This window comes from Sulfitobacter sp. IGS-18, assembly GCF_059628195.1.
Genome location: NZ_CM184556.1, coordinates 715,562 through 738,181, shown reverse-complemented (window position 1 = coordinate 738,181; position 22,620 = coordinate 715,562). Strand labels below are relative to the sequence as shown.

Annotated in this window: 21 protein-coding genes; 12 read left to right on the top strand and 9 right to left on the bottom strand. The window is 63.1% G+C overall.

The annotated features are described in order from the left end of the window. Positions 1-222 precede the first annotated feature (222 nt). From ACWNZ3_RS03570 to ACWNZ3_RS03555, 4 genes are read left to right on the top strand one after another with little or no spacing between them, the layout of a single operon-like run. Positions 223-1,917, top strand: coding sequence for a hydantoinase B/oxoprolinase family protein (locus ACWNZ3_RS03570; protein ID WP_496901213.1), 1,695 nt, complete (start codon positions 223-225; stop codon positions 1,915-1,917). Beyond that, the gene (locus ACWNZ3_RS03565) at positions 1,914-3,962 is read left to right on the top strand and encodes a hydantoinase/oxoprolinase family protein (protein ID WP_496901212.1); all 2,049 of its coding nucleotides are present in this window, start codon (positions 1,914-1,916) and stop codon (positions 3,960-3,962) included. The genes ACWNZ3_RS03570 and ACWNZ3_RS03565 overlap by 4 nt, the downstream gene beginning before the upstream one ends. A gap of 16 nt (positions 3,963-3,978) precedes the next feature. After that, positions 3,979-4,596 (top strand): cysteine hydrolase family protein, encoded by a 618-nt coding sequence (locus tag ACWNZ3_RS03560; RefSeq protein WP_496901211.1) that lies wholly within the window; start codon positions 3,979-3,981, stop codon positions 4,594-4,596. Further along, on the top strand, positions 4,593-5,450 hold the full coding sequence (locus tag ACWNZ3_RS03555) for an isocitrate lyase/PEP mutase family protein (RefSeq protein ID WP_496901210.1): 858 nt from the start codon (positions 4,593-4,595) through the stop codon (positions 5,448-5,450). The genes ACWNZ3_RS03560 and ACWNZ3_RS03555 overlap by 4 nt, the downstream gene beginning before the upstream one ends. Before the next feature lie 182 nt (positions 5,451-5,632). On the opposite strand, the gene ACWNZ3_RS03550 is transcribed toward ACWNZ3_RS03555, so the two are convergent. From ACWNZ3_RS03550 to ACWNZ3_RS03540, 3 genes are read right to left on the bottom strand one after another with little or no spacing between them, the layout of a single operon-like run. After that, entirely contained in the window at positions 5,633-6,106 is a 474-nt protein-coding gene (locus ACWNZ3_RS03550; RefSeq protein ID WP_269365640.1) for an aromatic-ring-hydroxylating dioxygenase subunit beta, read from the bottom strand. After that, complete coding sequence (locus ACWNZ3_RS03545; RefSeq protein ID WP_496901209.1) at positions 6,103-7,443, bottom strand: aromatic ring-hydroxylating dioxygenase subunit alpha; 1,341 nt, start codon at positions 7,441-7,443, stop codon at positions 6,103-6,105. Before ACWNZ3_RS03545 ends, ACWNZ3_RS03550 begins: the two co-directional genes overlap by 4 nt. 11 nt (positions 7,444-7,454) lie before the next feature. Further along, on the bottom strand, positions 7,455-7,643 hold the full coding sequence (locus ACWNZ3_RS03540) for a hypothetical protein (protein ID WP_496901208.1): 189 nt from the start codon (positions 7,641-7,643) through the stop codon (positions 7,455-7,457). 138 nt (positions 7,644-7,781) lie between these two features. On the opposite strand from ACWNZ3_RS03540, the gene ACWNZ3_RS03535 reads away from it, so the two are divergent. The 4 genes from ACWNZ3_RS03535 (at position 7,782) to ACWNZ3_RS03520 (ending at position 11,277) form a co-directional block, all read left to right on the top strand. Then, entirely contained in the window at positions 7,782-8,315 is a 534-nt protein-coding gene (locus ACWNZ3_RS03535; protein WP_496901207.1) for a MarR family winged helix-turn-helix transcriptional regulator, read from the top strand. 79 nt (positions 8,316-8,394) lie between these two features. Next, complete coding sequence (locus tag ACWNZ3_RS03530) at positions 8,395-9,414, top strand: TRAP transporter substrate-binding protein (protein WP_269365631.1); 1,020 nt, start codon at positions 8,395-8,397, stop codon at positions 9,412-9,414. A gap of 50 nt (positions 9,415-9,464) precedes the next feature. After that, complete coding sequence (locus ACWNZ3_RS03525) at positions 9,465-9,971, top strand: TRAP transporter small permease (RefSeq protein WP_274574203.1); 507 nt, start codon at positions 9,465-9,467, stop codon at positions 9,969-9,971. Next, positions 9,964-11,277: a TRAP transporter large permease gene (locus tag ACWNZ3_RS03520; protein WP_496901206.1), complete on the top strand. Its 1,314-nt coding sequence runs from the start codon at positions 9,964-9,966 to the stop codon at positions 11,275-11,277. Before ACWNZ3_RS03525 ends, ACWNZ3_RS03520 begins: the two co-directional genes overlap by 8 nt. A 156-nt stretch (positions 11,278-11,433) precedes the next feature. Here ACWNZ3_RS03520 and ACWNZ3_RS03515 read toward each other — a convergent pair whose 3' ends face one another. Genes ACWNZ3_RS03515 through dctP form a run of 3 tightly spaced genes read right to left on the bottom strand, consistent with a single transcriptional unit; the run spans position 11,434 to position 14,354 of the window. Then, a complete protein-coding gene (locus tag ACWNZ3_RS03515; RefSeq protein WP_496901205.1) occupies positions 11,434-12,771 on the bottom strand; it encodes a TRAP transporter large permease in 1,338 nt (445 codons plus the stop codon). A gap of 18 nt (positions 12,772-12,789) precedes the next feature. Continuing rightward, positions 12,790-13,287, bottom strand: coding sequence for a TRAP transporter small permease (locus tag ACWNZ3_RS03510; RefSeq protein ID WP_274574201.1), 498 nt, complete (start codon positions 13,285-13,287; stop codon positions 12,790-12,792). Between the two features lie 59 nt (positions 13,288-13,346). Beyond that, positions 13,347-14,354 (bottom strand): TRAP transporter substrate-binding protein DctP, encoded by a 1,008-nt coding sequence (gene dctP / locus ACWNZ3_RS03505; RefSeq protein ID WP_496901204.1) that lies wholly within the window; start codon positions 14,352-14,354, stop codon positions 13,347-13,349. Positions 14,355-14,525: 171 nt separating this feature from the next. Here dctP and ACWNZ3_RS03500 point away from each other — a divergent pair, with 171 nt between their 5' ends. After that, on the top strand, positions 14,526-15,611 hold the full coding sequence (locus ACWNZ3_RS03500) for an NAD/NADP octopine/nopaline dehydrogenase family protein (RefSeq protein WP_496901203.1): 1,086 nt from the start codon (positions 14,526-14,528) through the stop codon (positions 15,609-15,611). Then, positions 15,611-16,591: a 3-hydroxybutyryl-CoA dehydrogenase gene (locus ACWNZ3_RS03495; protein WP_496901202.1), complete on the top strand. Its 981-nt coding sequence runs from the start codon at positions 15,611-15,613 to the stop codon at positions 16,589-16,591. The genes ACWNZ3_RS03500 and ACWNZ3_RS03495 overlap by 1 nt, the downstream gene beginning before the upstream one ends. Positions 16,592-16,684: 93 nt before the next feature. On the opposite strand, the gene ACWNZ3_RS03490 is transcribed toward ACWNZ3_RS03495, so the two are convergent. Continuing rightward, the gene (locus ACWNZ3_RS03490) at positions 16,685-17,794 is read right to left on the bottom strand and encodes a pyridoxal phosphate-dependent aminotransferase (RefSeq protein WP_496901201.1); all 1,110 of its coding nucleotides are present in this window, start codon (positions 17,792-17,794) and stop codon (positions 16,685-16,687) included. A gap of 1 nt (position 17,795) precedes the next feature. Further along, the gene (locus ACWNZ3_RS03485) at positions 17,796-18,713 is read right to left on the bottom strand and encodes an aminotransferase class IV (protein ID WP_496901200.1); all 918 of its coding nucleotides are present in this window, start codon (positions 18,711-18,713) and stop codon (positions 17,796-17,798) included. A gap of 139 nt (positions 18,714-18,852) precedes the next feature. Here ACWNZ3_RS03485 and ACWNZ3_RS03480 point away from each other — a divergent pair, with 139 nt between their 5' ends. Together ACWNZ3_RS03480 and rpe are read left to right on the top strand one after the other, a co-directional pair. Next, complete coding sequence (locus ACWNZ3_RS03480; RefSeq protein WP_496901199.1) at positions 18,853-20,214, top strand: MmgE/PrpD family protein; 1,362 nt, start codon at positions 18,853-18,855, stop codon at positions 20,212-20,214. A 201-nt stretch (positions 20,215-20,415) separates the two neighbouring features. Beyond that, positions 20,416-21,105: a ribulose-phosphate 3-epimerase gene (gene rpe / locus ACWNZ3_RS03475; RefSeq protein WP_496901198.1), complete on the top strand. Its 690-nt coding sequence runs from the start codon at positions 20,416-20,418 to the stop codon at positions 21,103-21,105. 10 nt (positions 21,106-21,115) lie between these two features. Here rpe and ACWNZ3_RS03470 read toward each other — a convergent pair whose 3' ends face one another. Next, positions 21,116-22,612 (bottom strand): class I adenylate-forming enzyme family protein, encoded by a 1,497-nt coding sequence (locus ACWNZ3_RS03470; RefSeq protein ID WP_496901197.1) that lies wholly within the window; start codon positions 22,610-22,612, stop codon positions 21,116-21,118. Between the last annotated feature and the right edge of the window lie 8 nt (positions 22,613-22,620).

The window sequence follows — 22,620 nt, the reverse complement described above, 5'->3', positions numbered from 1 at the left end:
GTCCCAAGGCCCAAATGCAACAGAATGTCCCGCCGCGGCAGCAGCCTGTCCGGCGGAGATGGTAACCCGAAGGGGGTGTCGTGCCGGTTGTCGAAATTCACCTGACCGACGGAGTTCCGGCTGCGGTGAACGCCAGCCCCGTCGGACCTGCCGTCAATCCGCGCCACCGCCGCGACAAGGTCCATGACATCGCCAGGGGGCGCAGAAGACAAGAGGCAGACCATGGCCGAGATTGACCCGATCACCCTCGCCGTGCTGGCGGGACGGATGGAACAGATCGCCGATGAGATGGACGCGACCCTGTTCCGCGCGGCCTTCAACCCGATCATTGCAGAGGCGCATGACGCCAGCCATGGTCTTTATCACGCATCCACGGGTGACACGCTGGTGCAGGGCAAATCCGGGCTGCCGATCTTTGTCGGGGTCATGGCATTTGCGGTCAGGGCGGTCATCGACAAGGCCGCCGCCGATGGCGATCTGGCCGACGGGGACATCTATATTTTCAACGACGCCCATATCGGCGGCACACATCTGAGCGACATGCGGCTGGTGCGGCCCTATTATCGCGATGGCAAGCTGTTCTGTTACCTCGCCTCGGTCGGGCATTGGCATGATGTGGGGGGCGCGGTGCCGGGCAATTACAACCCGGCGGCGACGGATGTGTTTCAGGAGGCCTTCAACCTGCCCCCGGTCAAGCTGGCCCGCGCGGGCGAGATCAACCAGGACATCATCGACATCCTGCTGCGCAATACCCGCCTGCCGCAATCGGCAATGGGTGATCTGAACGGCCAGCTGGGCGCGCTGGATCTTGGCATCCGGCGGATGGATGAATTGCTGGACGCCTATGGCGCCGACACGGTGCGCGCGGCACTGGATGCCCTGGGCGACCGGGCCGAGGCGCTGATGCGCGCCGAGTTGGAGGGGCTGCCCGATGGCCGCTGGGAGGCCATGGATTACCTCGACAATGACGGTATCACCGATGAACCGCTGGCCATCCGGGTCGCGCTGGAAATCAACGGCGATGAAATGGTGCTGGATTTTGCAGGCTCCGCCCCGCAATGCGCGGGGCCGGTGAACATCGCCCTGCCCACCACCGTGGCTGCCGCCTATGTGGCGATCAAACATGTCTTTCCGATGCTGCCCGCCAATGCGGGCGTGATGCGCCCCATCGAGGTGCGGGTGCCGGAAGGGTCGATGCTGGCCGCGCAGTTTCCTGCGCCCACGGGCGGCTATACGGAGACAATCCTGCGGATGATCGACGTGATATTCTCTGCCGCCGCACAGGCGGCGCCGGACCGGATCGTCGCCAATGCCTATGGCACGATCAATGCGCTGTCGATTGCGGGCAAGCGCAGTGACGGGCGGCCCTGGGTCATGTTCAGCTTTTACGGCGGCGGGCACGGCGCATCGCTGGAGGGTGACGGGCTGAACCACGGCAATGCGCCGATCTCCACCGCCACCATTCCGCCGTTGGAGATCCTCGAAAGCGTCTATCCCGTGATGTTCCGGCAATGGGCCCTGCGCCCGGACAGTGCAGGCGATGGCAAGCATCGCGGCGGGCTGGGGGCCATTTATGAAATAGAGGTCCTGGAAGAGAATGGCGCGGAAGCCTTCCTGTTTGGCGAACGCGGGCGGTTCGCGCCCAAGGGGATCGCGGGCGGGGCGAACGCGGCATTGAACGTGTTCTCCTATGCGACCGACGAAGGTTTCGCGCATCCACCGCTGGTCTCGAAGATGCGGGGCATCAAGTTGCGGCAGGGGCAATCGGTGCGGCTGGAAACACCCGGCGGCGGCGGCTATGGCCCTGCCGCCGACCGTGCCGCCGCCGCCGTGGCGCGTGACGTGGCGCGCGGATTGATGTCTGCCGAACATGCGGATGAAGCCTATGGTTTGGCCTGGCGGGAGGTCAACATATGAAGATCGTCGGCGTCGATGTGGGCGGTACATTTACGGATGTCTTTGTCCTGAACGAAGCGGACGGCACCGCTGCGGTCGCCAAGGTTCCCACCACGCGCCCGGATCAATCGGGCGGTTTCCTGACCGGGATCGGCGAACAGGTGGAAGACCTTTCCGATATTTCGGTTGTGGTGCATGGCACGACGGCAGGCACCAATGCCCTGCTGGAACGCAAGGGTGCGAAGATCGGCGTGATCACCACCATGGGGCTGCGCGACGTGCTGGAAATGCGCCGCCGGGACCGGCCCCGCACCTGGGGCCTGCGCGGTGATTTCGAACCGGTCGTGGACCGGCGGTATCGTCTGGAAGTGCCGGAACGCACCCTGGCGGATGGCACGATCCGCACGCCCGTCGATCTGGACGCGGTGCGCGCGGCGGCAACCACGCTTGCCGGTCAGGGCTGCGCCGCCATCGCCATCCTCTTTGCCAATTCCTATGCCAATCCCGCGAACGAAGCGCTGGCAGTTCAGGCCGTGCGTGCCATCTGGCCCAATGAACATGTCTCCTGCTCCTCGGAAATCCTGCCGGAAATCCGCGAGTTCGAACGTTTCTCCACCACCGCGCTGAACGCCTATCTGCAGCCGGAAGTCTCGGGCTATCTCGACCGGCTGGAAACGGCGCTGAAGCAGGGCGGGTTCGGCGGTGAATTCATGATCGTGCAGTCCAATGGCGGGGTGATGGCTGTCGATACCGCCTGCAAGGTGCCGGTGCGCACTGCATTGTCAGGGCCTGCGGCAGGGGTGATCGCGGCGGGCTACATCGCCTCCACCGCAGGCTTTCCCGATGTGATCACCGGCGACATGGGCGGCACATCCTTCGATGTGTCGCTGATTGCGGGCGGGCAATCCATGCTGTCCCCGCAAACCTCCATCGACTTCGGCATGGTGGTACGCACCCCGATGATCGAGATCACCACCATCGGTGCCGGCGGTGGCTCCATCGCCTGGGTGGACAAGGGCGGGTTGCTGAACATCGGCCCCGAAAGCGCGGGGTCAAATCCCGGACCGGTGGCCTATGGGCTGGGCAACGACCGGCCCACCGTGACCGACGCCAATGTGGTGCTGGGCCGGATCGACCCGGACAATCCCATCGGCGGCAAGCTGACACGGCTGGATGTGGAAGCGGCAGCACGGGCCATCGACGCCCATGTGGGCGCGCCGCTGAACCTCGACACCCATCAGGCGGCAGAGGCAATCCTGCGCGTCGCCAACAGCCGCATGGCGGGGGCGATCCGCCTGGTCAGTATCGAACGCGGGTTTGACCCGAAACGCTTTGCCTTCATGCCCTTTGGCGGTGGCGGTGCGCTGCACGCGGGTGCCATGCTGGCCGAGGTCGGCATCGCCCGCGCCTTCGTGCCGCGGTATCCGGGGGTGACATCCGCCATGGGCTGCGTGATCGCGGACATGCGGCAGGACTTTGTCCAGACGATCAACGCACTGGTCGATCAGCTGGATACAGCGGTGCTTACCGGTTTCATGCAGGATCACGTCGACCGGGGCATGGCGATGCTGCGGGCGGCACAAACCACCTTCGAGGCGCGAAAGGTAAGCTTCGAACTGGACATGGCCTATATCGGTCAGACCCATACGGTTGCCGTCCCGCTGGAAGTAACGGTCGGCGATGGCATCGTTCAGCCCCCTGCCAGGGCACAGATCGAGGCCGCATTCGACGCCGCCTATACCGCGACATTCGGGCGGCTCTTGAAGAACGGCGTGCGGCGCGTCCTGAACCTGCGCTCGGCCGTGACGGGCATCCGGCCAAAGTTCGATCTGGAAACACTGGCCCCCAGGGGCACCAGGATACCTGCCCCCAGGGCCACGCGCCGCGTTCATTTCGGCGATACCTGGCGCGACACGGCGATCTACGACCGGCTTGCCCTGCCTGTCGGCACCGAAATCACCGGCCCCGCGATCCTGGAACAACCCGATACCACGGTGCTGATCGAGCCGGGGCTGAAAGGCCGGGTGGATCGCTTTGGCAACACCATCATCACAGGTGACAGATGACAAAGGCGAAGATGACATGAGCCACCCCGAAACATGGGACCTGACCAGAACGGCCCTGCTGACAATCGACCTGCAAAACGACTTCATCCATCCCGATGGTGCCTATGGCCGCGCCGGTCAGGGCGCAGACAGCATCGCCGCCCTGCCCGACCGCATCGCCCCGCTGGTGCGGGCGCTGCGGGCGCGGGGCGGCACCTATATCTCGGCCCAGTTCACCCTGGTGCCCGGGCCGCAGGGTGTGCCGCTGATCGCACCCCATCTGAAACAGCTGCGCCCCTTCCTGACCAAAGGTGATTTTGCCCCCGGCAGCTTTGGCCACAGGATCGTCGATATTTTGCACCCGGCGGATTTCGTGGTGGAAAAGGTGGCCTATTCCGCCTTCTACCAGACCCGGCTGGAATACATCATGCGCGCCCTCGGCCTGGAGCATCTGATCGTGGCGGGCATCGTCACGAACGGCGGCGTCGCCTCCACCCTGCGGGACGCGCATCTGCGCGATATTGAAACCTGCATGCTGAGTGACGGCTGCGCCGCCTTCCGCGACGATGTGCATGAGGCAACGCTGCTGTCGCTGGGCACCGTGACGCACCAGATGACCTGCGCCGAGGCGCTGAAACTGTTGGAGGACGCATGACCCTGAAATCGCGGCTCGGCACCGGCAAGATCCTTGTCGCCCCCGGCGTCTATGACGGGCTCACCGCCGCCATCGCCCAGGCGGCGGGGTTCGAGGCGCTGTATCTGTCGGGTGCGGCCCTGGCCTATACAAGGCTCGGGCGGCCCGACATCGGGCTGACCTCGGTGACCGAAATGGCCGATACCATGGCGCTGATCGCGGACCGTGTTGAACTGCCGGTGATCATCGACGCCGACACCGGCTTCGGCAATGCGCTGAACGCCCAGCGCACGATGCGGCAATATGAACGCGCAGGCGCGGCGGCACTGCAGATCGAGGATCAGACCTATCCCAAGCGCTGCGGGCATCTGAAGGACAAGACATTGATCAGCGCTGCGGAAATGGCTGGGAAAATCCGCGCCATGAGCGATGCCCGCCGCTCCGAGGATACGCTGATCGTGGCCCGGACCGATGCCATCGCGGTCGAAGGGTTCGGGGCGGCGACAGACCGGGCGGAAGCCTATCTGGAAGCCGGTGCTGACGTTCTGTTCATCGAAGCGCCCCGGACCCGCGCGCAGTTGCAGGAGATCACGGCACAGTTCAAGGGCCGCGTGCCGCTGCTGGCCAATATGGTCGAAGGCGGCGCAACCCCGATGCATGGTGCCGGTGACCTGGAAACCCTCGGCTTTTCACTGGTGATCTTTCCCGGCGGCATCGTGCGCGCACTGGCCCGGACGGCGCAGGACTATTACGCCAGCCTCGCGACCCACGGAACCAACGCGCCTTTCGCCGGACGGATGCATGATTTCGACGGGTTGAACGAGGTGATCGGCACCGCCGAGTTGCTCGCGCGCGGCAAAACTTATGAAGACTGAAATCCTTGGCAGGCAAAGCCGGGGGCGCTGCCCCCGACGCCGCAAGCGGCGTCTCCCCCGGTATATTTACGGAACAATGAAACGGACTATGGCGCATCGTGCCACATTCATTGTTCCGTAAATACACGGGGTTTGGGGCAAAGCCCCAAGATTCTTTGGATCGAATGCGGCGCAGCCGCTCCTTATGGCAGCAGCTGAATGTTGCGGAAGGCCGCGTCGCAATTGACGATATCCACCCTTTTGTTGGCGATCCTGAGCGATCCGTCGACCAGCGCGAGGTCGTGTTTCGCGGTCAGCGCCAGCAATTGCTGTTCGTCCAGCCGCGTCTCGACGTAATGCATGAAGGTGGTGGTGACGAAGCTGTCGCCGTTCATCTCGTCCACGAAGGGGCGCTGGAGTACGTGGTGGCAGCGGCTTTTGGGTTTCTGGCTGAAGGTGCGCGCGCCGTTGAGGCGCTCCACCCGCAGTTTCAGCATGAAGAGATCCTCATACATCAGCGACGTGACGTTCAGCGGGTCGGTCTGCTGATAATCCAGCGGCATCCAGTAATGGCCGTCGGGCAGCCAGAGCGCCAGCCATTCGGTATAGCGGCCCTCGTCCAGCATCCGTGCCTCATCATAGATGAAGTCGATCACTTGCTCCCTGGTCACGCTCATTCCGCCGCCTCCCGCGCGGGGGTATCCCAGGTCATGAACCGCGCCCATGCGTCGAACTGGTTGCGCATCTGACGCTCTGTCGTGCCGTTCTCCACCACCTCTTCGGAAAAATCCTCTTCGCCCGTCCGCAGGCGTTGGATATTCACCCATTCCAGACCGTTCGCCTCCAGCCCCTCCTGCGCGCGTTCGTACATCTCAAGGTCATCATGGCCGACGATGGAGGTGGGCGCGTTGATCATGCGGTTGTACATCGCCGTGCGGGCAGTCAGTTCATCGGGCGCATCGACCAGCCGGTAGATATAGCTTTCCACCAGGGTCTTGTTCGCCGCCAGCGGGATGAAGATGCGCAACTGCTGGATCGGGCCCTTGATCATGATGTTGGGGAAATAGACCGTGTTATGGCGGTTCTCGTCCAGAATCGCCTTTGCCTTTTCCTCGCCATAGCTTTCCACCATCTTTTCGAAATAACCGGGGATCCGGGAGTAATTGGAGTGGATCGAGTGATTCACACCCGTGTGACCGTGCCCGTTGGGCCAGGTGCGGATGCCCATGTTCTCGAAGAATTCGTAAGGGCTCATGAAAGGTGCGATGATCTCCATCGCCGGGGGTTTGGGCGCGTCTTCGGGCAGGTTCAGTTCTTCGTAGAGCTTTACCGCCGTGCCTGCGGAGGATTCATGGGCCACCATCGGGTGGCAGGTGTCGGTCTGGTTCTCCACCAGCATTTTCCAGTTGCAATGGTGCATGTAGCGCAGCGGCGGGCCTGCGACCTCAAGCCGTCCGGCAGGGGAACGGTCCACCATGTTGTCGAGCGATGACAGGCTGTCGCCGAAGAAATCTTCGAATGAAATGCCCTCTTCGGCCAGACGGGCAAAGATGAAACCACGGTAGTTGCGCACCGCGCCCACGGCCTTCATGCCCCTGGCGCTCTCCGTCTGGTCAAGGCCGGTGTCGGCGTAGCCTTTCTTCAACGGGATCGCCAATAGGCACCCGTCGGTCTTGAAGGACCAGGCGTGATAGGGGCAGCGAAAGAACTTGCCGGTGTTGCCCTGCCGGTCGATGACGATCTTGGTGCCCTTGTGCGGACAGCGGTTGTAGAGAACATGGATGTCACCCGTTGAATGGCGCACCTGGATCACCGGTTGGTCGCCGATCGAGGTCGCGAAATAGTCACCCTTTTGTGGCGTCTGGCTTTCGTGGCCGACAAAGACCCATGCATTGGCAAAGACATGTTTCATCTCAAGCCGGAACACCTCCGGGTCGATATAGACATCGCGGTGGACCTGATGGCCCTCGAACAATGCAGCGGCGGCTGCGGGGTTACCGGAATACTTGCCCATCGGGTGCTCCTTCAGATGTCCCGTGTCAGCCGGGCGGATCTGGCCCGGATGACGCAGATATGCGTGACCCTGCCGCTGGCGCTGGCGCATGCCGCCCCGGACAGGCCCAGGGTATCACCGATCTGCGCCGCGATGCGAAATTTGTCGATGCGGCCGGTCAGCGGGGCAACATCGACGATCCTGCCGAACATGGTCTCCATCGGCTGTTCTCTCATGTCAACTAGCATGAAAAATCATATAATAGCCGTCAAGCCCTTTATGTGGTCCCTGTGCTTCGCTACATTGTTCCAGGCAGGTTGCTGCTGAACCAGGGTGGCAGACAGGAAGGAATTTTACGGATGCAGGCACCGCGCGAGGAAACCGTTTCAGAGGCGGCGCCCGGCTTTGTTTCGGACTATCTGCTGTACCTGCTGGCCGCTGCCAGCGAAGCGGCGAGCGCCCAGTTCCACCAGACCGTCCGCGCGGCGGGTCTGCGGGTCCCTGAATGGCGGGTGCTGGCCTGCCTGCTGGACGAAGACGGCGCGATGGTCACGCAACTGGCGACAGTTGCCCTGGCCGAACAGTCGCGGCTGACCCGGATCATCCTGCAAATGGAAAAGCGCGATCTTGTCGTCCGGCGCGGCGACGCCGCCGACAAGCGGCGGGTCCGGGTGCATCTGACACCCGAAGGCCGGCGCCTGGCCACCAGGCTGGTCGCCGAAGCCAAGGTGCACGAGGCGGAACTGATCCGGACACTTTCCGGCGGCGACGGCGCGCGGCTGAAACCTGCATTGCGATCCCTGCTGGCAGCGCTTGAACCGGGAACTTCCGAAACGGCACGGCGCGGGACAGGTCAGAAAACGGGTTCACAAGTCAAAGAAAATATGGATTAATGAAAATGCATATAAATTTCATGACGGGTGAGTCCGGCTTTGTCGGCGACCGCCTGCGTGAAGAAAAAGGGAGTGAGACATGGGAAAGTTTACCAAATTCTTGACCGGCACCGCGCTGGTTCTCAGCATGGCAACCACGGCACAGGCTGCTGAAACCATCACGATCTCAAGCTGGCTGCCGCCCAGCCATCCGATCAACACAGGGATGCTGCAAGGCCTGATCGACATGATGGAATCCGCGACGGGGGGTGAAGTCACCGGCGAGATCAAGATGGGCCTTGCCCCGCCACCGGCGCAGATGGACCTGGTGATGGATGGCGCGGCGGATATGACGATCATCTTCCACGGCTATCAGCCGGGCCGTTTTGTCGGATCGAAGCTGATCGAAGTGCCCGGATACGAAGGCAGCGCCGAAGCTGCCTCGGTGGCCTATTGGCGGGTGCAGAAGGAATACCTCGATGCGCTGGACGAACACCGTGGCACCAAGCTGGTGGCGCTGACAACCCATGGTCCCGGGCAGATCCACTCCAACAAGGAGGTCAAGACACTGGCCGATCTGCAGGGGCTGAAAACCCGTCTGGGCGGCGGGGTGTCGGCCGATGTCGGGGCGGAACTGGGGCTTGTGGGCATTCAGGTACCGGCACCCAAAGTCTATGAGACGCTGGATTCCGGGGCCGCTGACGCCGTGGCCATGAACATGGGCGAGCGGATCAGCTTCAAGCTGAACGAGGTCGCCAAGAACGTCTATGAAATGCCCGGCGGCTTTTATCGCGGGTCTTTCGCGGTGATCATGAGCCAGGACAAATTCGACAGCCTGCCCGAGAACCTGCAGGCTGCGCTGGACGAACAGGTCTTTGGTGAAACGGCAAGCCGGATGATGGGTCAGGTCTGGGACGAAAGCGACGCAGAGGCGCGGGCACAGACCGAAGCGGCGGCAGACAATACCATCGTGACGGCCAGCGCAGAAGACCAGGCCACCTTTGCCGAAATGGGGCAACGGGTGCGTGACAAGGTTCTGGCGGAGCTTGAGGCCGCAGGTGTCGATGCGCAGGCGGCCTATGAGATGGTCGTGGCAGAGATGGCCAAAGAAACCAAATGACCGGTTCGGGCAGGGGTCATCCCTGCCCTTCCCTCACCCCTTGAGGTTCTATGCAACAGGTGATCAGATTCGCCCGCCTTGCTGCGGCCCTGCCGATGGCGGTGGCATCGCTCGCCCTGTTTGCGCTGATGGTGCTGACGTTCTGTGACGTGGTGCTGCGGTCGGCGCTGAATGCGCCGATCGAGGCCGCGACCGAATTGACCCGGATCGCCATCGCGATTGTGGTGTTTTCCGCCCTGCCGATCCTGTCGGCCCGCGAAGAGCATATTGCCGTGGATCTTGCCGATGGCCTTTTTGACCGGCTGCACATCGCGCGGCTCAGGGATGGTTTTGTCAATCTGATCTGTGGCGTAATGCTGTACTGGCCCGCGCAACGGGTTGTGGTGCTGGCCGAACGGGGCCGCAGCTATGGCGACATGACCGAATACCTTTCTATCCCCACATTTTACGTGGAATATTTCATCGCCATCATGACCTTTCTGTCGGCGCTGGTGCTGATCATCAAGGGGCTGTTGCACTGGTTTGCGCCCCGCGCGCTGGAGACCCTGCATGATTGAATCCTGCATCGGCTTTGCCGCCGTCTTCCTGCTGGTCCTGTGCCGCATTCCCATCGCCTTTGCGATGGGGCTGGTGGGCATGATCGGCTTTACCTACCAGACCAACTTCACCGCCTCGATTTCGATGGTGTCACGGTTGCTGATCGACACCTCGCAGGACTATGGGCTGTCGGTTGTGCCCTTGTTCATCCTGATGGGCCTGTTCGTGAACAAGGGCGGGATCAGCCGCGAGCTTTATGCCGTCTCCAATGCCTTTCTCGGGCATTTCCGGGGCGGGCTGGCGATGGCGACCATCGTGGCCTGCGGCGGGTTCGCGGCGATCTGCGGATCATCGCTGGCCACTGCCGCGACCATGTCCAAGGTGGCCATGCCGGAGATGCGCAAGTTCGGATATGCCGACAGCCTTTCGACCGCCTCCATCGCGGCGGGCGGCACGCTGGGCATCCTGATCCCGCCCTCGGTCATTCTGGTGATCTATGGGCTGCTGACGGAAACCTCCATCGGGCAGCTTTTCATCGCGGGGATCATTCCCGGCGCGCTTGGCATCCTGCTGTATCTGGTGGCGGTCCGCTATACCGTGGCGCGCAATCCCGATGCCGGGCCCGCCGGACCACGCGCGGGATGGGCGGAGCGTCTGGCTGCAGTCAAAGGCGTCTGGGCGGTTCTGCTGCTCTTTGGCCTTGTCATCGGCGGGCTTTACGGGGCGCTTGATTTCTGGCCGATCCACCTGGCCTTTTCGCCGACCGAAGCGGCGGGCATGGGGGCGGCAGGGGCGTTTCTGATTGCCCTGGCGCGGGGCGGGCTGAACTGGGCCGGTTTGCGCGATGTGTTGCAGGAAACCACGCTGACCACCGCCAGCCTCTTTGCGGTGCTGATCGGGGCCTGGATCTTTTCCAACTTCGTCAACCTCGCGGGCTTGCCCGAGGCCCTGCGCGCGGCTGTCAGTGCCTATGACGTGTCGCCCTGGGTGGTCATGGCGATGATCATCGCGATCTATATCGTTTTGGGCTGCATCTTTGAATCGATGTCGATGCTGCTGCTGACGGTCCCGATCTTCTTTCCCCTGGTGACCGGCCTTGGCTTTGACCCGGTGTGGTTCGGGATCATCGTGGTGGTGGTCACGGAAATCAGCCTGATCACCCCTCCCGTGGGCCTCAACGTCTTTGTGCTGAAGGGTGTGGTGGGCGATGTGTCCACCGGCACCATCTTTCGCGGGGTGACACCCTTCTGGATGGTCGACATCATCCGGCTGATCCTGCTGCTGGCCTTTCCCGCGCTGGTGCTGTTCCTGCCCTCACAAATGTAACGGAGCGCCATCCGGGGGATGACATCGACGTGCCCGACCATGTGACCGGGGTACGCCTGCCCCATCCCAAGTGGCTTTGACCCTGCGGCGGGGCGGGGAAAAACTTTTTGAAAAGTTTTGCCCGGAATTTTCGAAAATTCCGGCCCCCTTGGCCGCCTATTCGCCCAGGCTCGGCAGCCAGAGCGCAATCTGGGGGAAGATGATCAACAGCACCACCAGCAGAATCGCGCAGCCCATGTAAGGCAAGGCCGCCATGTAGATGTCGCGCATTGTGGTGTCAGGTGGTGCCACCCCCTTCATCACAAAGAGCAGCAACCCGAAGGGTGGCGTGGTAAAGCTGATCTCTAGCGCCATCAGGATGATCACCCCGAACCAGATCAGGTCAAACCCCAGCGTCTGCGCCAGCGGGAAAAAGATCGGCACGGTCAGCAGCATCATGGAAAGCTGGTCCATGAACATGCCCAGCACCAGCAGGATGCAGAACATGATGACCAGCATCACAATGGGGTCGAATTCGAATTGTGTCGCCCAGCGGATCAGCCCCGAGGACGCCCCCGAAAACGCCAGCAAGGCAGAGAAGGTGGCGGAACCGAAGATGATCAGCAGCGCCATGGTCGTCACCCGCAGCGCACCGGTGACGGAGGCCACGAAGCTGGCCCATGTCAGCTTGCGGTAAACGATGGCCAGCAGCAGCACGCCGACACAGCCGAAGGCGGCGGATTCCGACGGGGTCGCCCAGCCGTTCATGATCAGCAGGATCACCCCGACCACGATCGACATCATCGGCATGATGTCAAAGAACAGCAGCCGCATCTTTTCGGAAAACGCGGTCGGCTCCACCTCGTAGACCGGAGCGGCTGTCGGATCCCACAGGCAGAGGCCCAGGATCAGGATCACATAGAAACTGGCCAGCATCAGCCCCGGCACCACGCCTGCAAGCAGCAGGTCGCCCACATCCAGCGTTGCCAGTGTTGCCAGCAGAACCGCCAGCGCCGAGGGCGGAATCAGCATCGCCAGCCCCCCGGTGCCGAGGATCGGACCAATGGCCATGTGCTTCTTGTAGCCCTTCGCTTCCATCTCGGGCACCATGAGCGAGCCGAGCAATGCGGTGGAGCCCAGCGAGGAGCCCGACAGGGTGGCAAAGGCCGTCCCCCCGGCGACGGTGACAAAGGAGAGGCGGCCGGGGATGCGGCCCATCAGTTTCTCGACCGCCGCAAACATCTTGTTGCCAAGGCCGGTGTGAAAGAAAATCTCGCCCATCAGCAGGAACATCGGCACCGGCATCAGGTTGAAGGTGGTCACCGTCGGCAGGGCGTTGTTGACCAATTGCCCGATCCCCCGCGACATCTGCCGCAGCAGGTCACCGTTGCCCCCCATGAAATAGGTCGCACCAATCATGTTGGCGGCGATAAAGGCCAGGGCCACGGGGATGCCCATGAACATCAGGAACAGGATCATCCCCAGAAGGAACGACAGCGCGTAATACCATTCCATCAGAACGGGCCTTTCGAGTTATTCATGAACGCCCGCCTGCCCGGAATGCAAGGTTTCCGCTCCAAAGACGAAGCGCAGGAAATTCAGGGCCATCAGGCCAAAACAGACCGGCATGGAGATCAGCAGCATCCATTTCGGCATGTCGAGCGACCGCATGTCCGCATCGCCAAAGTGATAGGCCCGCAGCGTGGTCGCGCCCGAATACCAGACCAGAACGAGGCAGATCAGCACGCAAAGGAGCGCGACAAAGCGTGAAAACGGTTTACTCACCGCAGCCGGCAGCGCGGCGGTAAGCAATTCGATGAACACATGCCCCTTCAGCCGGACAAGCCAGGGGGAGGCCGCCATGACGATATACAGCAGCCCGTATTCGGAGAAGGTAAAGATGTGTGACGAGCCGGAATGGTTGAAAGACCGTGCCGTCGCCTGGAAGACGATGCCGAACATGATCGCCACCAGATAGGTCCCGGCAAGGATCGCAAGCAGATTACAGATGGCGTCGAGCAGTTTCAGCACAAGCGGCCTCCGACACGAAGAAGGGCGCGAAGATTACGCTCCGCGCCGCTTCGTTGATCTTATTCAGGGTGATAGAGCTTGCGCATGGTCTCGTAGCTGCTGCCATCGTCGCCCATTTCCTGCAACCGGGTCTCCATCCGGCCCCAGGCGGCGTCTTCGGCCAGCTTGAGATAGGCCGCAGCACCTTCATCGGACATGGCCACGAACTGCATCCCGCGTTTCTCCAGCTCGGCGCGGTCGGCTTTCACCGTCTCCTGCCGGTCGTTGTAGGATTTCTCTTCCCATTCGATCACGACCTGTTCGATCAGCTCCTGGCTTTCAGGCGTCAGCGCGTCCCAGCTTTCCCTGTTGAAGATCACGCCGATGTCGGTGTTGTAGAAGGGCGGCTCCACCGCGAATTTCATGAACTCGTCCCACTTGAGGTCCATCAGACCGATCTCTGTCCATGCGGCAGCGTCGACAACGCCCTTTTCCAGCGCGGCGTAAACTTCCGTCGCGGGCATGGAGGCCGTGGTGGCGTTCAGCGCCTCGAAGAAGGCGTGATAGATCGGGTTGTCGCGCAGTTTGACCCCGGTCAGGTCCAGCACGCCGTTCTCGTCGAACTTGGGTTCGGTGGAGGTGTAGATGTGGAACTTTACCCCGCCGTCGATCCAGCCCAGGTGCCGCACGCCAAAGCGTTCCTGATGTGCCATGTCCATCGCTGCCGCGCCGCCATTCGCGCGGGCCTCCAGCGGTGTGACAGTCGCGGCAACCATTGCGTCGATCTCCGGCACGGAGGCGCCGTAGAAGGAACCGGGTATATGGACCATGTCCACCACGCCATCCCGCACGGCGGCGGGTTGCTGGAACATGCCGATCGCCTCGGGGCCGCCGCGCACGTCAATCTGGACGATCCCCTTACCGCGCTCGTTGATGTCATCCACCATGGCGAGGAAAGTCTTTGTATAGACAAGGAATGTCGGGAAAGCATGGGTTGCCGACACCCGATCCTCTGCAAAAGCGGCGGTCGCGGTCAGTGCAAGTGCCGCCACAGCTGTCGTGGCCCTGAAGGCCAACCTGTTGAACATTGTCATTTCAGTACTCCCAGTTGGTCTCGTTTTTATTCTTCCAATATATGCATTTTCATGCAACTAAGACAACGGAAATCGCGAAAGCATATCTGCTTTCAACCGCAGAGCATGTGTTTGCACATAAATTGAAGCCTATCACAAACCATGTGAACAGGAAGGGAGCAAAATATGGAAATTGCAGTTCTTGGAGGCGGCAACGGGTCCGCAGCGGCAGCATTGGACTTTTCTGCCGAAGGACACCGGGTCCGGTACTGGCGGCGCAACGCCGAAGGTGTGGCCGACCTTAACAAGCGCAACAACACCCTGACGCTCAAGGATCACACCGGTGAGAAAGCGGTGCAGATCGCGGTCGTCACGGCCGATATCGAAGAAGCTGTCTCTGGCGCTGCGCTGATTGTCTGCCCCACCCCGGCCACCGCGCAGCCCGATATTGCACAGGCGATGGCCCCGTTCCTGAAAGACGGGCAGGTCATCTATCTGCCGCCCGGCACATTCGGCAGCGTCCTGATGGCGCAGATCATCCGGGACGCGGGCAACAGGGCTGACATCACCCTGGCCGAGGCGGGCACCCTGCCCTACCTGACCCGCAAGCACGGGGCGGATACGGTCGCGGTGACCACCCGCGCGACACGCCTGCCATCGGGCATCTTCCCGCGCCGCAATGCGGAACATGCCCTCAAGGTCATCGCGCAGGCCTACCCCTCGGTCGAGGATTGCGGCGATGGCCTGTCGGGCGCGCTGATGAATGCAGGCCCGATCATCCACCCGCCGCTGATCCTGATGAACGCAGGCCCCATCGAACATTTCGACCATTGGGACATCCACAACGAAGGCACACAGCCCGCGATCCGGCGCGTCACGACACGGCTTGACGGCGAGCGGATGGCGCTGCGCGAGGCCCTGGGCTATGGCGCGCCGCATTTTCCGCTGGCGGACCACTATGACCCCGATGGCGAAGAATGGATGTATGGCAATGCCGCGCACGAGAAATTGACCGATTCGGGCGACTGGCGCGAAAACCTGGTGCTGACCGAACACCGCTACATGCGGGAGGACGTGGCCTGCGGCCTCGCTTTCCTGGTTTCGGTGGGCGATTGGGCCGGTGTGCCGGTGCCGACTGCGCGGGGCCTGCTGGCCGTGGCCTCGGCCGTCTGTGACACGGATTTCGAACAGACCGGGCGGACGCTGGGGTCCATGGGCCTTGCAGACCTGAGCCGCGCGCAAATGAAGGCGTTGTTGCAGGAGGGCCTGTGATGGCACAGCGCGAGGTGATCGCTGCTGTCGGCGCGGGGCGGATGGGCCGTGGCATGGCCATCGCCTTTGCCTATGCCGGGCATGAGGTCGCCCTGATCGACGCAAAGCACCGGGACAGCGCCGGATTCGACGCGCTCTGCGCGCAGGTCGACGCGGAATTGCGCGGCACGCTCGGCATGCTCTCGGGGTTCGGCATGTTGAGCGAGACGGAGATTGACAGCGTCCTCGCGCGCATCTGCACGGTTGCCCTGGGCGATTGCGCCTCGGCCCTGACCGGGGCGGCGGTGATCTTTGAAGGGGTGCCCGAGGTCATGGAGGCAAAGCGCGATGCATTTGCGATGATCTCCGAACATGCCTCGGCGGAGGCGATTGTCGCCTCCACCACCTCCACCATCCTTTCCAATGATCTGCAGGGGTTCGTCACCCACCCGGAACGGTTTCTGAACGCGCATTGGCTGAACCCGGCCTTCCTTGTGCCGCTGGTCGAACTGTCGCCCGGCGAAAAGACCGATCCGGCGGTGACTGCGCGGCTGAAGGCGCTGCTGGAACGCATCGGCAAGGTGCCGGTGGTCTGTGCCGCCAGCCCCGGCTACATCGTGCCGCGTATCCAGGCGCTGGCGATGAACGAGGCCGCCCGGCTGGTGGAAGAAGGTGTCGCCTCGGCCGAGGATATCGACAAGGCGACGAAATACGGTTTCGGTTTCCGGTTTGCGATCCTGGGCCTGCTGGAGTTCATCGACTGGGGCGGCGGGGATATCCTGTACCATGCCAGCAATTACATGGCCGGTGCCACGGGCGAAGACCGCTTTGCCGCCCCCCAGATCGTCAGGGACAACATGGCGCAGAACCGCCGCGGCCTGCGCGATGGGCAGGGGTTTCTGGATTACGAAGGGCTGGATGTGCCCGCCTATCAGAACGACAGGCTCAGCGCCTTTGTCGCGATGTTGCGGCATATGGACAAGATGCCGCCAAAGGGCTGAGGTGAACCGCCTGTGCCCGAAAGCTCGGCGGCGGCGCCGCTTGCGCGCGGCGCGCCGGGTATTTTGGGCTTAAGAATGCGGGAGGCCCCGGGGTCAGGCCGCGCCTTCCATGAAGTTCCGGGCGCTTTGCAGCAGAAGGTCGTTCTGATCGGGCGTGCCGAGCGAGAACCGAAGCCAGTCTTCCAGCCCCGCCTCGCGGGTGCGGCTTACAATGATCCCGGCATCGTCAAAGAAATGCACGACCAGCGCCTCTGCTGCCTCGGCGCCTTTGCCGTCGATGCGGACCAGCAGGAAATTCGTTCCCGACGGCAGCGCCGTGATCCCCATATCGGCCAGCGCGGCAGCGACGCGGCGGCGCTCAGCCACGATTTCACCCACACGCGCCTTGACCACCGCCAGATCCGCCAAAGCGGCTGTCGCGGCGGCCTGGGCGAGGCGGTTGACGCTGCCCATGCCCCGCGCGGCGTAGAGGCTGGGCATCATCGCGGCAGGCGCATGGGCCCAGCCGCAGCGCAGGCCGGCCAAACCATAGGCCTTGGAAAAGGTCCGGGTCACGATGACATTCTCGCGTCCCTCCGCCAGCGCATGCACCTCGGCGCAATGATCAAATCCGGTGAATTCGCCATAGGCGAGGTCCAGCACCACCACCACGTCGGACGGCAACCCCTCGACCAGACGTTTGAGTTCCGACACTGGCAGCACCGTGCCGGTGGGATTGTTCGGATTGGCAAGGAACACCAGCCTGGTGCGCGGTGTCACCGCCCCCAGCAGCGCATCCACGTCCGATGTGAAATCCGCCTCCGGTGCCTTGACCAGGGTCGCGCCCTGTCTGGCGGCAACCATTTCAAACTGGATATAGCCATAGGCCGAGATCAGCACCTCATCCCCGGGCCGCACGAAATTGCGCGCGATGACATCCAGCAGTTCCTCTGACCCGTTGCCGCAGATGATCTGATCGGCATCCAGCCCGTTGGCCTGCGCCAGCGCCGCGCGCAGCCCGTCGCAGAGCGGCGTGCCATAGGAGGCGACCTGCGCCGATGCTTCGGCCACGGCAGCCGCAACTTTCTGGCTGGGGCCATAGGGCAGTTCATTGAAGCCCAGGTTGACCAGCGGCAGCCCTTTTGGCTGCGGTTTTGAGATACGCCCACGCAGGTTGAGGGGCTCCAGGTAGGACCGTGGTCCCGATGTGATGCTGTCTGCCATATCACGCCGCTCCGCTTACATGTTTCTTGATCAGGTCCCTGTACATGCCCTGTATCGTCCGGGTCACGGGCCGGTCCCCGTTGCCGATGGTCTTGCCGTCGATGGAAGCAACGGGAGTCTGCGCGCCGAAGGTGCCGGTCAGAAACGCCTCGTCCGCGCCATAGGCCTCGTAGAGAGAGAAGTTCTTCTGATGCACAGGGATGCCGTTTTCAAGGCAGAGGTCGATGACCTTGGCCCGGGTCACGCCGTTCATGCAATAGTCCCCGGTCGAGGTCCAGACCTCGCCCCGGCGCACGATGAAGAAGTTGCAGGCATTGGTCGTGTTCACGAATCCATGCGGGTCCAGCATCAGCGCCTCGTCGGCACCGGCAGCTTCGGCCTGCAGGCAAGCGATGATGCAGTTCAGCTTGGAATGGCTGTTCAGCTTTGGATCCTGCGCATGCGGCAACCCGCGCACCTGCGGCACCGATGCCAGCCGGATGCCCGCCGATTGCAGGCGGTCGACCGGTTTGGAATGTTCCATGATGATCACCAGCGTCGGGCCGGAGGTGCTGAGGCCGGGATGCTGGAACGGCTTGTCCTTGATCCCGCGGGTCAGCATCAGCCGGCAATGCACGTCATCGCTCATCCCGTTCGCCTCTGCCGTGCGGCGCAGCGCCTCGGCGATGCCTGCCTTGTCGGTCCCGACATCCAGGTCGATGGCCTTGCAGGAATTGAAGAAGCGGTCCATGTGTTCGTCAAAGAACGCCCAGGTCCCCTGATAGAGCCGCATCCCTTCCCAGATGCCATCGCCCAGCATGAAGCCCGCGTCATAGACCGATACCTTGGCCTCGTCCCGGTGCACGATATCGCCGTTCACATAGATGCGGATATCGCGGTTGCGGCTGTCTTCATCCGCCTCATGTGTGGTTTGGGCCATCGCCTGTTCCTTTGTTGTCCCGGCGTAGTGTTAACAGGTTTGCAGCCCTGCACCAGACACGCCGGATACATGTCGCAATTGGCGTATCATCCCCCCTGAGGCCCCCTATTCTGGATGCAGCAGCAACGCGGAGGCTCTCATGGCGCAAGGCTTGCCAGACCACATCGACCACTTCATCCGCAACCAGCGGACCGAAGAGATACCGCAGGCGGTTCTGGACCATGTGGCGCTGTTATTGCTGGACACATTGGGCATCGCAATTGCCGCCGCCCCGATGCAGGCGGGGCAGATCGCCCGCGAAACCGCGCGGCGCCTTTACGGGGCGGGCAGCCGGGACGATACCGCCTGGATGATGTTCGACGGACGCGCGGCCAGCCTGGCCGGGGCGGCCTTTGCAACGGCAAGTCAGATCGACAATCTGGACGGGCATGATGGATACAACCCGACCAAGGGGCATACCGGGGTGGCGGTGGTTCCGGCGCTGGTCTCCCTTGCGCAGCACCTGCCGGATCTGTCGGGGCGTGACGCGCTTGCGGCACTGGTCACGGGATACGAAGTGGCAGGGCGGGCGGCCATCGCGCTGCATGCTTCGGTCAGCGATTACCATACATCGGGGGCCTGGAATGCCCTTGGCGTCACCGCGCTGGGGGCGCGGTTGCGGGGCAGTTCGGCGGCACAATTGCGCGAGGCGCTGGGTATCGCGGAATATCACGGGCCGCGCAGCCAGATGATGCGCGAAATTGCGACCCCCACGATGCTGCACGACGGGTCCGGGATGGGCGCGCTGGTGGGGGTCTCCGCCCTGATCATGGCCGAGATGGGCTTTACCGGTGCGCCCGCGATCACCGTCGAGGCTGCGGAGGCGCAGGAACATTGGGCGGACCTGGGTCGGTTCTGGCAGGTGCTGCACCAATATATCAAACCCTACCCGATCTGCCGCTGGGCGCATGCCAGCATAGATGCCGTGCGTGAAATCTGCCTTGCGCATGATGTCTCGGCAGAGCAGGTCGCCGCCATCGACATCCGCAGCTTTCACAACGCGGTACAGCTTTTTCCCGGCGTCCCTGAGACGACCTCTCAGGCGCAATATTCGCTGCCCTTTGCCGTGGCGGTCATGATCGCCCGGGGCGACATCCGGCTGGAGCATATCGCGGGCGCGGGGCTGCAGGACCCGGTGGCCGCGCAACTGGTGGCGATGACAAAGATGCGCGTGGGGCCGGAGCATGAGGCACGTTATCCCGCCGGGCGATGGGCCGATGTCACCCTCACGCTGAAAGACGGGCGAATCCTGCCCTCGGGCGAGGTACATGCGCGCGGCGGGCCGGAACGTCCTTTCGCAGCACAGGACATCACCGACAAGTTCATGCGCTTCGCCGCGCCTGTGATCGGGCAACGCAGGGCAGAGGCGATCATGGCAGCCTGTCTGGCGCTGCCACGGACGGGCACATCCTTTGCCAGCCTGCTTGATCTGCTGCAGGCGCCGCCCGAGCATCAGGCGTAATCCGCCCGGACCCGGGCTGCTGCCGAAAGCGCCCCGCCTTAAACTTGAATCGCCGATACCGGATGTATCAGGTTAAAGGCGCGACACTGTAAAGGCGGGGCCATCATCTGCACCTTCGGAAAAATACCTTGAAACGCCCTATCCTCCGGCGCGCCTGCAGGCTATGACGCGGACCATGTCTCAGCTGCCGGAAAGACTGCCATGACCTTTGACCGTTCCGTGAAAATCGCCCCCTCCATCCTCGCCGCCGATTTCGCCAACTTCGGAGCGGAATGCGCCGCGGTGGAAGCGCAGGGCGCGGATTGGATTCATGTTGACGTGATGGACGGGCATTTCGTGCCGAACATCAGCTTCGGCCCGACGACATGCGCCGCGATCCGGCCCCATATCAAGGGGGTGATGGACGTGCATCTGATGATCGCGCCGGTCGACCCCTATATTGACGCTTTTGCCGATGCCGGTGCCGACATCATCACCGCCCATGTGGAGGCGGGGCCGCACATCCACCGCACCCTGCAGGCGATCCGGGGGGCCGGGTGCAAGGCCGGTGTGGCGCTGAACCCGGGCACCCCGGCCAGCGCGGTGGAATACCTGCTGGATGATGCCGACCTGGTCTGCGTGATGACGGTGAACCCCGGCTTTGGCGGGCAGAAGTTCATCCCCCTTGCCCACAAGATCGCAACCCTGCGCAACATGATCGGCGACCGTCCCGTGCATATCGTGATTGACGGCGGCGTGACCGTCGAGACCGCCCCCGAATGCGTGAAGGCGGGCGCGGATGTGCTGGTGGCGGGATCGGCGGTGTTCAAGGGCGGATCGGCCGGTAACCCCGCGCCTTACGGCGAGAACATCCGCGCCATCCGGCAGGCGGCTGTCGGCACTTACGTCTGATTTCTGCCGATCAGTCCCTGATCTGATCGGCAAAGGCGTCGAGCAGCCGGTGCTTGAGGATCTTGCCCGTCGGCGCCGCAGGCAGGCTGGTGCCGACGATGATCTGGCTGGGCCGTTTGTAGCCCGCCAGCCGTTCCTTGACAAAGGCGCGCAGTTCCTCCGCATCGGGGATGTCGCCCTCGGCCACCTGCACGAAGGCCAGGACTTCCTCGTCGCCATCCTTCATCCGGCCGATCACCGCTGACTGGATCACCTGCGGATGATCGTTCAGCGCCGCCTCCACCTCGGGCGGATAGACGTTGAACCCGCCATGGATGATCAGCTCTTTCGACCGTCCCAGGATGTGCAGACGCCCCTCGGCGTCGATCTTGCCCAGATCTCCGGTGTGCAGCCAGCCGTCCGCATCCACCGCTTTGGCGGTTTCTGCGGGGTTGCGGTAGTAGCCCTTCATCACATGGGGGCCACGGATCAGCACCTCGCCCTGCCCTTCGCCGCCGCCGGGCACGGTTTCGTCGATCATCGCTTCGGTACCGGGGGTAACAGGCCCCACCGAGGTATCGGGCGAGCCGATCGCATTCACCGTGGCCGAAGCGCCGGAGGTCGTCTCGGTCATGCCGAACCCGTTCTGCAGGGGCAGCTCGTAAAAGGCTTCTGCCTTGCGCTTCCAGGCCGGGTCCAGCGGCGCGCCGCCGGAAGAGACATAGCGCAGGCTGGGTGAGCCCAGCCGATCCAGCCCCTTTTCCTTGGTATATTGCATCACCAGCGCATGCATCTGCGGCACCGCCGGGATGATGGTGACCCCGTCATGCGCCGCCTCGAACAGCTTTTGCGCGGAAAACCGTGCCTCAAGCCGCACATGGGTGCCCGCAAAACAGGCCGCCGTGATGACAGAGACAAGGCCGAAGACATGGCTCATCGGCAGCGCGCCATAGATCACATCGTCATGGGTCATGCTGCGCAGTGCGGCGGAGGCCTGACCGCCAAACCGCATCCCCGAATGGGTCAGCATCACACCCTTGGGATCGCCCGTGGTCCCGGTGGTATAAAGCAGCACCGCGACGTCGTGGAGGTCGTCATCAGGGTTGCTGGGTCCGGGCGTGGCGATGTGGACAGTACCGAACATCCCGGTAATCTCGCGTGCGTCCATCCGTTCGGCGTGTCGGGCGGCATCCCCGGACACCGCGCTGGTCATCAGCACGGCAGCGGGGGTGGCGTGATTGAGGATCTTCTGTACCTCGCCCTCGGTCTGGCGGGCGTTGAAGGGGATGATCACCGCGCCCAGCTTCCAGGCCGCATGCAGGGCGGCAACGGCGGCGGCGCAGTTTTCGGCCAGCAGCAGCACCCGGTCGTTGGCCTGCACGCCGGCGTCCTGAAGCTCTGCCGCCAGAACATCGCTGGCCGCGTCCAGATCGGCGAAGGTCCAGAGGGTTCCCGTGCTGTCGCTGAGCGCCGTGGACAGGGGCGCGCGCGCCACCTGATCGGCGAGAAATTTCTCCACCCGTGCCATTGTCACTC

What these genes read in the sequence shown, in the direction of transcription:
- ACWNZ3_RS03570 (WP_496901213.1), top strand. Translation starts at nt 223, where the DNA reads ATGGCCGAGATTGACCCGATCACCCTCGCCGTGCTGGCGGGACGGATG.
- ACWNZ3_RS03565 (WP_496901212.1), top strand. Translation starts at nt 1,914, where the DNA reads ATGAAGATCGTCGGCGTCGATGTGGGCGGTACATTTACGGATGTCTTT.
- ACWNZ3_RS03560 (WP_496901211.1), top strand. Translation starts at nt 3,979, where the DNA reads ATGAGCCACCCCGAAACATGGGACCTGACCAGAACGGCCCTGCTGACA.
- ACWNZ3_RS03555 (WP_496901210.1), top strand. Translation starts at nt 4,593, where the DNA reads ATGACCCTGAAATCGCGGCTCGGCACCGGCAAGATCCTTGTCGCCCCC.
- ACWNZ3_RS03550 (WP_269365640.1), bottom strand. Translation starts at nt 6,106, where the DNA reads ATGAGCGTGACCAGGGAGCAAGTGATCGACTTCATCTATGATGAGGCA.
- ACWNZ3_RS03545 (WP_496901209.1), bottom strand. Translation starts at nt 7,443, where the DNA reads ATGGGCAAGTATTCCGGTAACCCCGCAGCCGCCGCTGCATTGTTCGAG.
- ACWNZ3_RS03540 (WP_496901208.1), bottom strand. Translation starts at nt 7,643, where the DNA reads ATGGAGACCATGTTCGGCAGGATCGTCGATGTTGCCCCGCTGACCGGC.
- ACWNZ3_RS03535 (WP_496901207.1), top strand. Translation starts at nt 7,782, where the DNA reads ATGCAGGCACCGCGCGAGGAAACCGTTTCAGAGGCGGCGCCCGGCTTT.
- ACWNZ3_RS03530 (WP_269365631.1), top strand. Translation starts at nt 8,395, where the DNA reads ATGGGAAAGTTTACCAAATTCTTGACCGGCACCGCGCTGGTTCTCAGC.
- ACWNZ3_RS03525 (WP_274574203.1), top strand. Translation starts at nt 9,465, where the DNA reads ATGCAACAGGTGATCAGATTCGCCCGCCTTGCTGCGGCCCTGCCGATG.
- ACWNZ3_RS03520 (WP_496901206.1), top strand. Translation starts at nt 9,964, where the DNA reads ATGATTGAATCCTGCATCGGCTTTGCCGCCGTCTTCCTGCTGGTCCTG.
- ACWNZ3_RS03515 (WP_496901205.1), bottom strand. Translation starts at nt 12,771, where the DNA reads ATGGAATGGTATTACGCGCTGTCGTTCCTTCTGGGGATGATCCTGTTC.
- dctP (WP_496901204.1), bottom strand. Translation starts at nt 14,354, where the DNA reads ATGTTCAACAGGTTGGCCTTCAGGGCCACGACAGCTGTGGCGGCACTT.
- ACWNZ3_RS03500 (WP_496901203.1), top strand. Translation starts at nt 14,526, where the DNA reads ATGGAAATTGCAGTTCTTGGAGGCGGCAACGGGTCCGCAGCGGCAGCA.
- ACWNZ3_RS03495 (WP_496901202.1), top strand. Translation starts at nt 15,611, where the DNA reads ATGGCACAGCGCGAGGTGATCGCTGCTGTCGGCGCGGGGCGGATGGGC.
- ACWNZ3_RS03490 (WP_496901201.1), bottom strand. Translation starts at nt 17,794, where the DNA reads ATGGCAGACAGCATCACATCGGGACCACGGTCCTACCTGGAGCCCCTC.
- ACWNZ3_RS03485 (WP_496901200.1), bottom strand. Translation starts at nt 18,713, where the DNA reads ATGGCCCAAACCACACATGAGGCGGATGAAGACAGCCGCAACCGCGAT.
- ACWNZ3_RS03480 (WP_496901199.1), top strand. Translation starts at nt 18,853, where the DNA reads ATGGCGCAAGGCTTGCCAGACCACATCGACCACTTCATCCGCAACCAG.
- rpe (WP_496901198.1), top strand. Translation starts at nt 20,416, where the DNA reads ATGACCTTTGACCGTTCCGTGAAAATCGCCCCCTCCATCCTCGCCGCC.
- ACWNZ3_RS03470 (WP_496901197.1), bottom strand. Translation starts at nt 22,612, where the DNA reads ATGGCACGGGTGGAGAAATTTCTCGCCGATCAGGTGGCGCGCGCGCCC.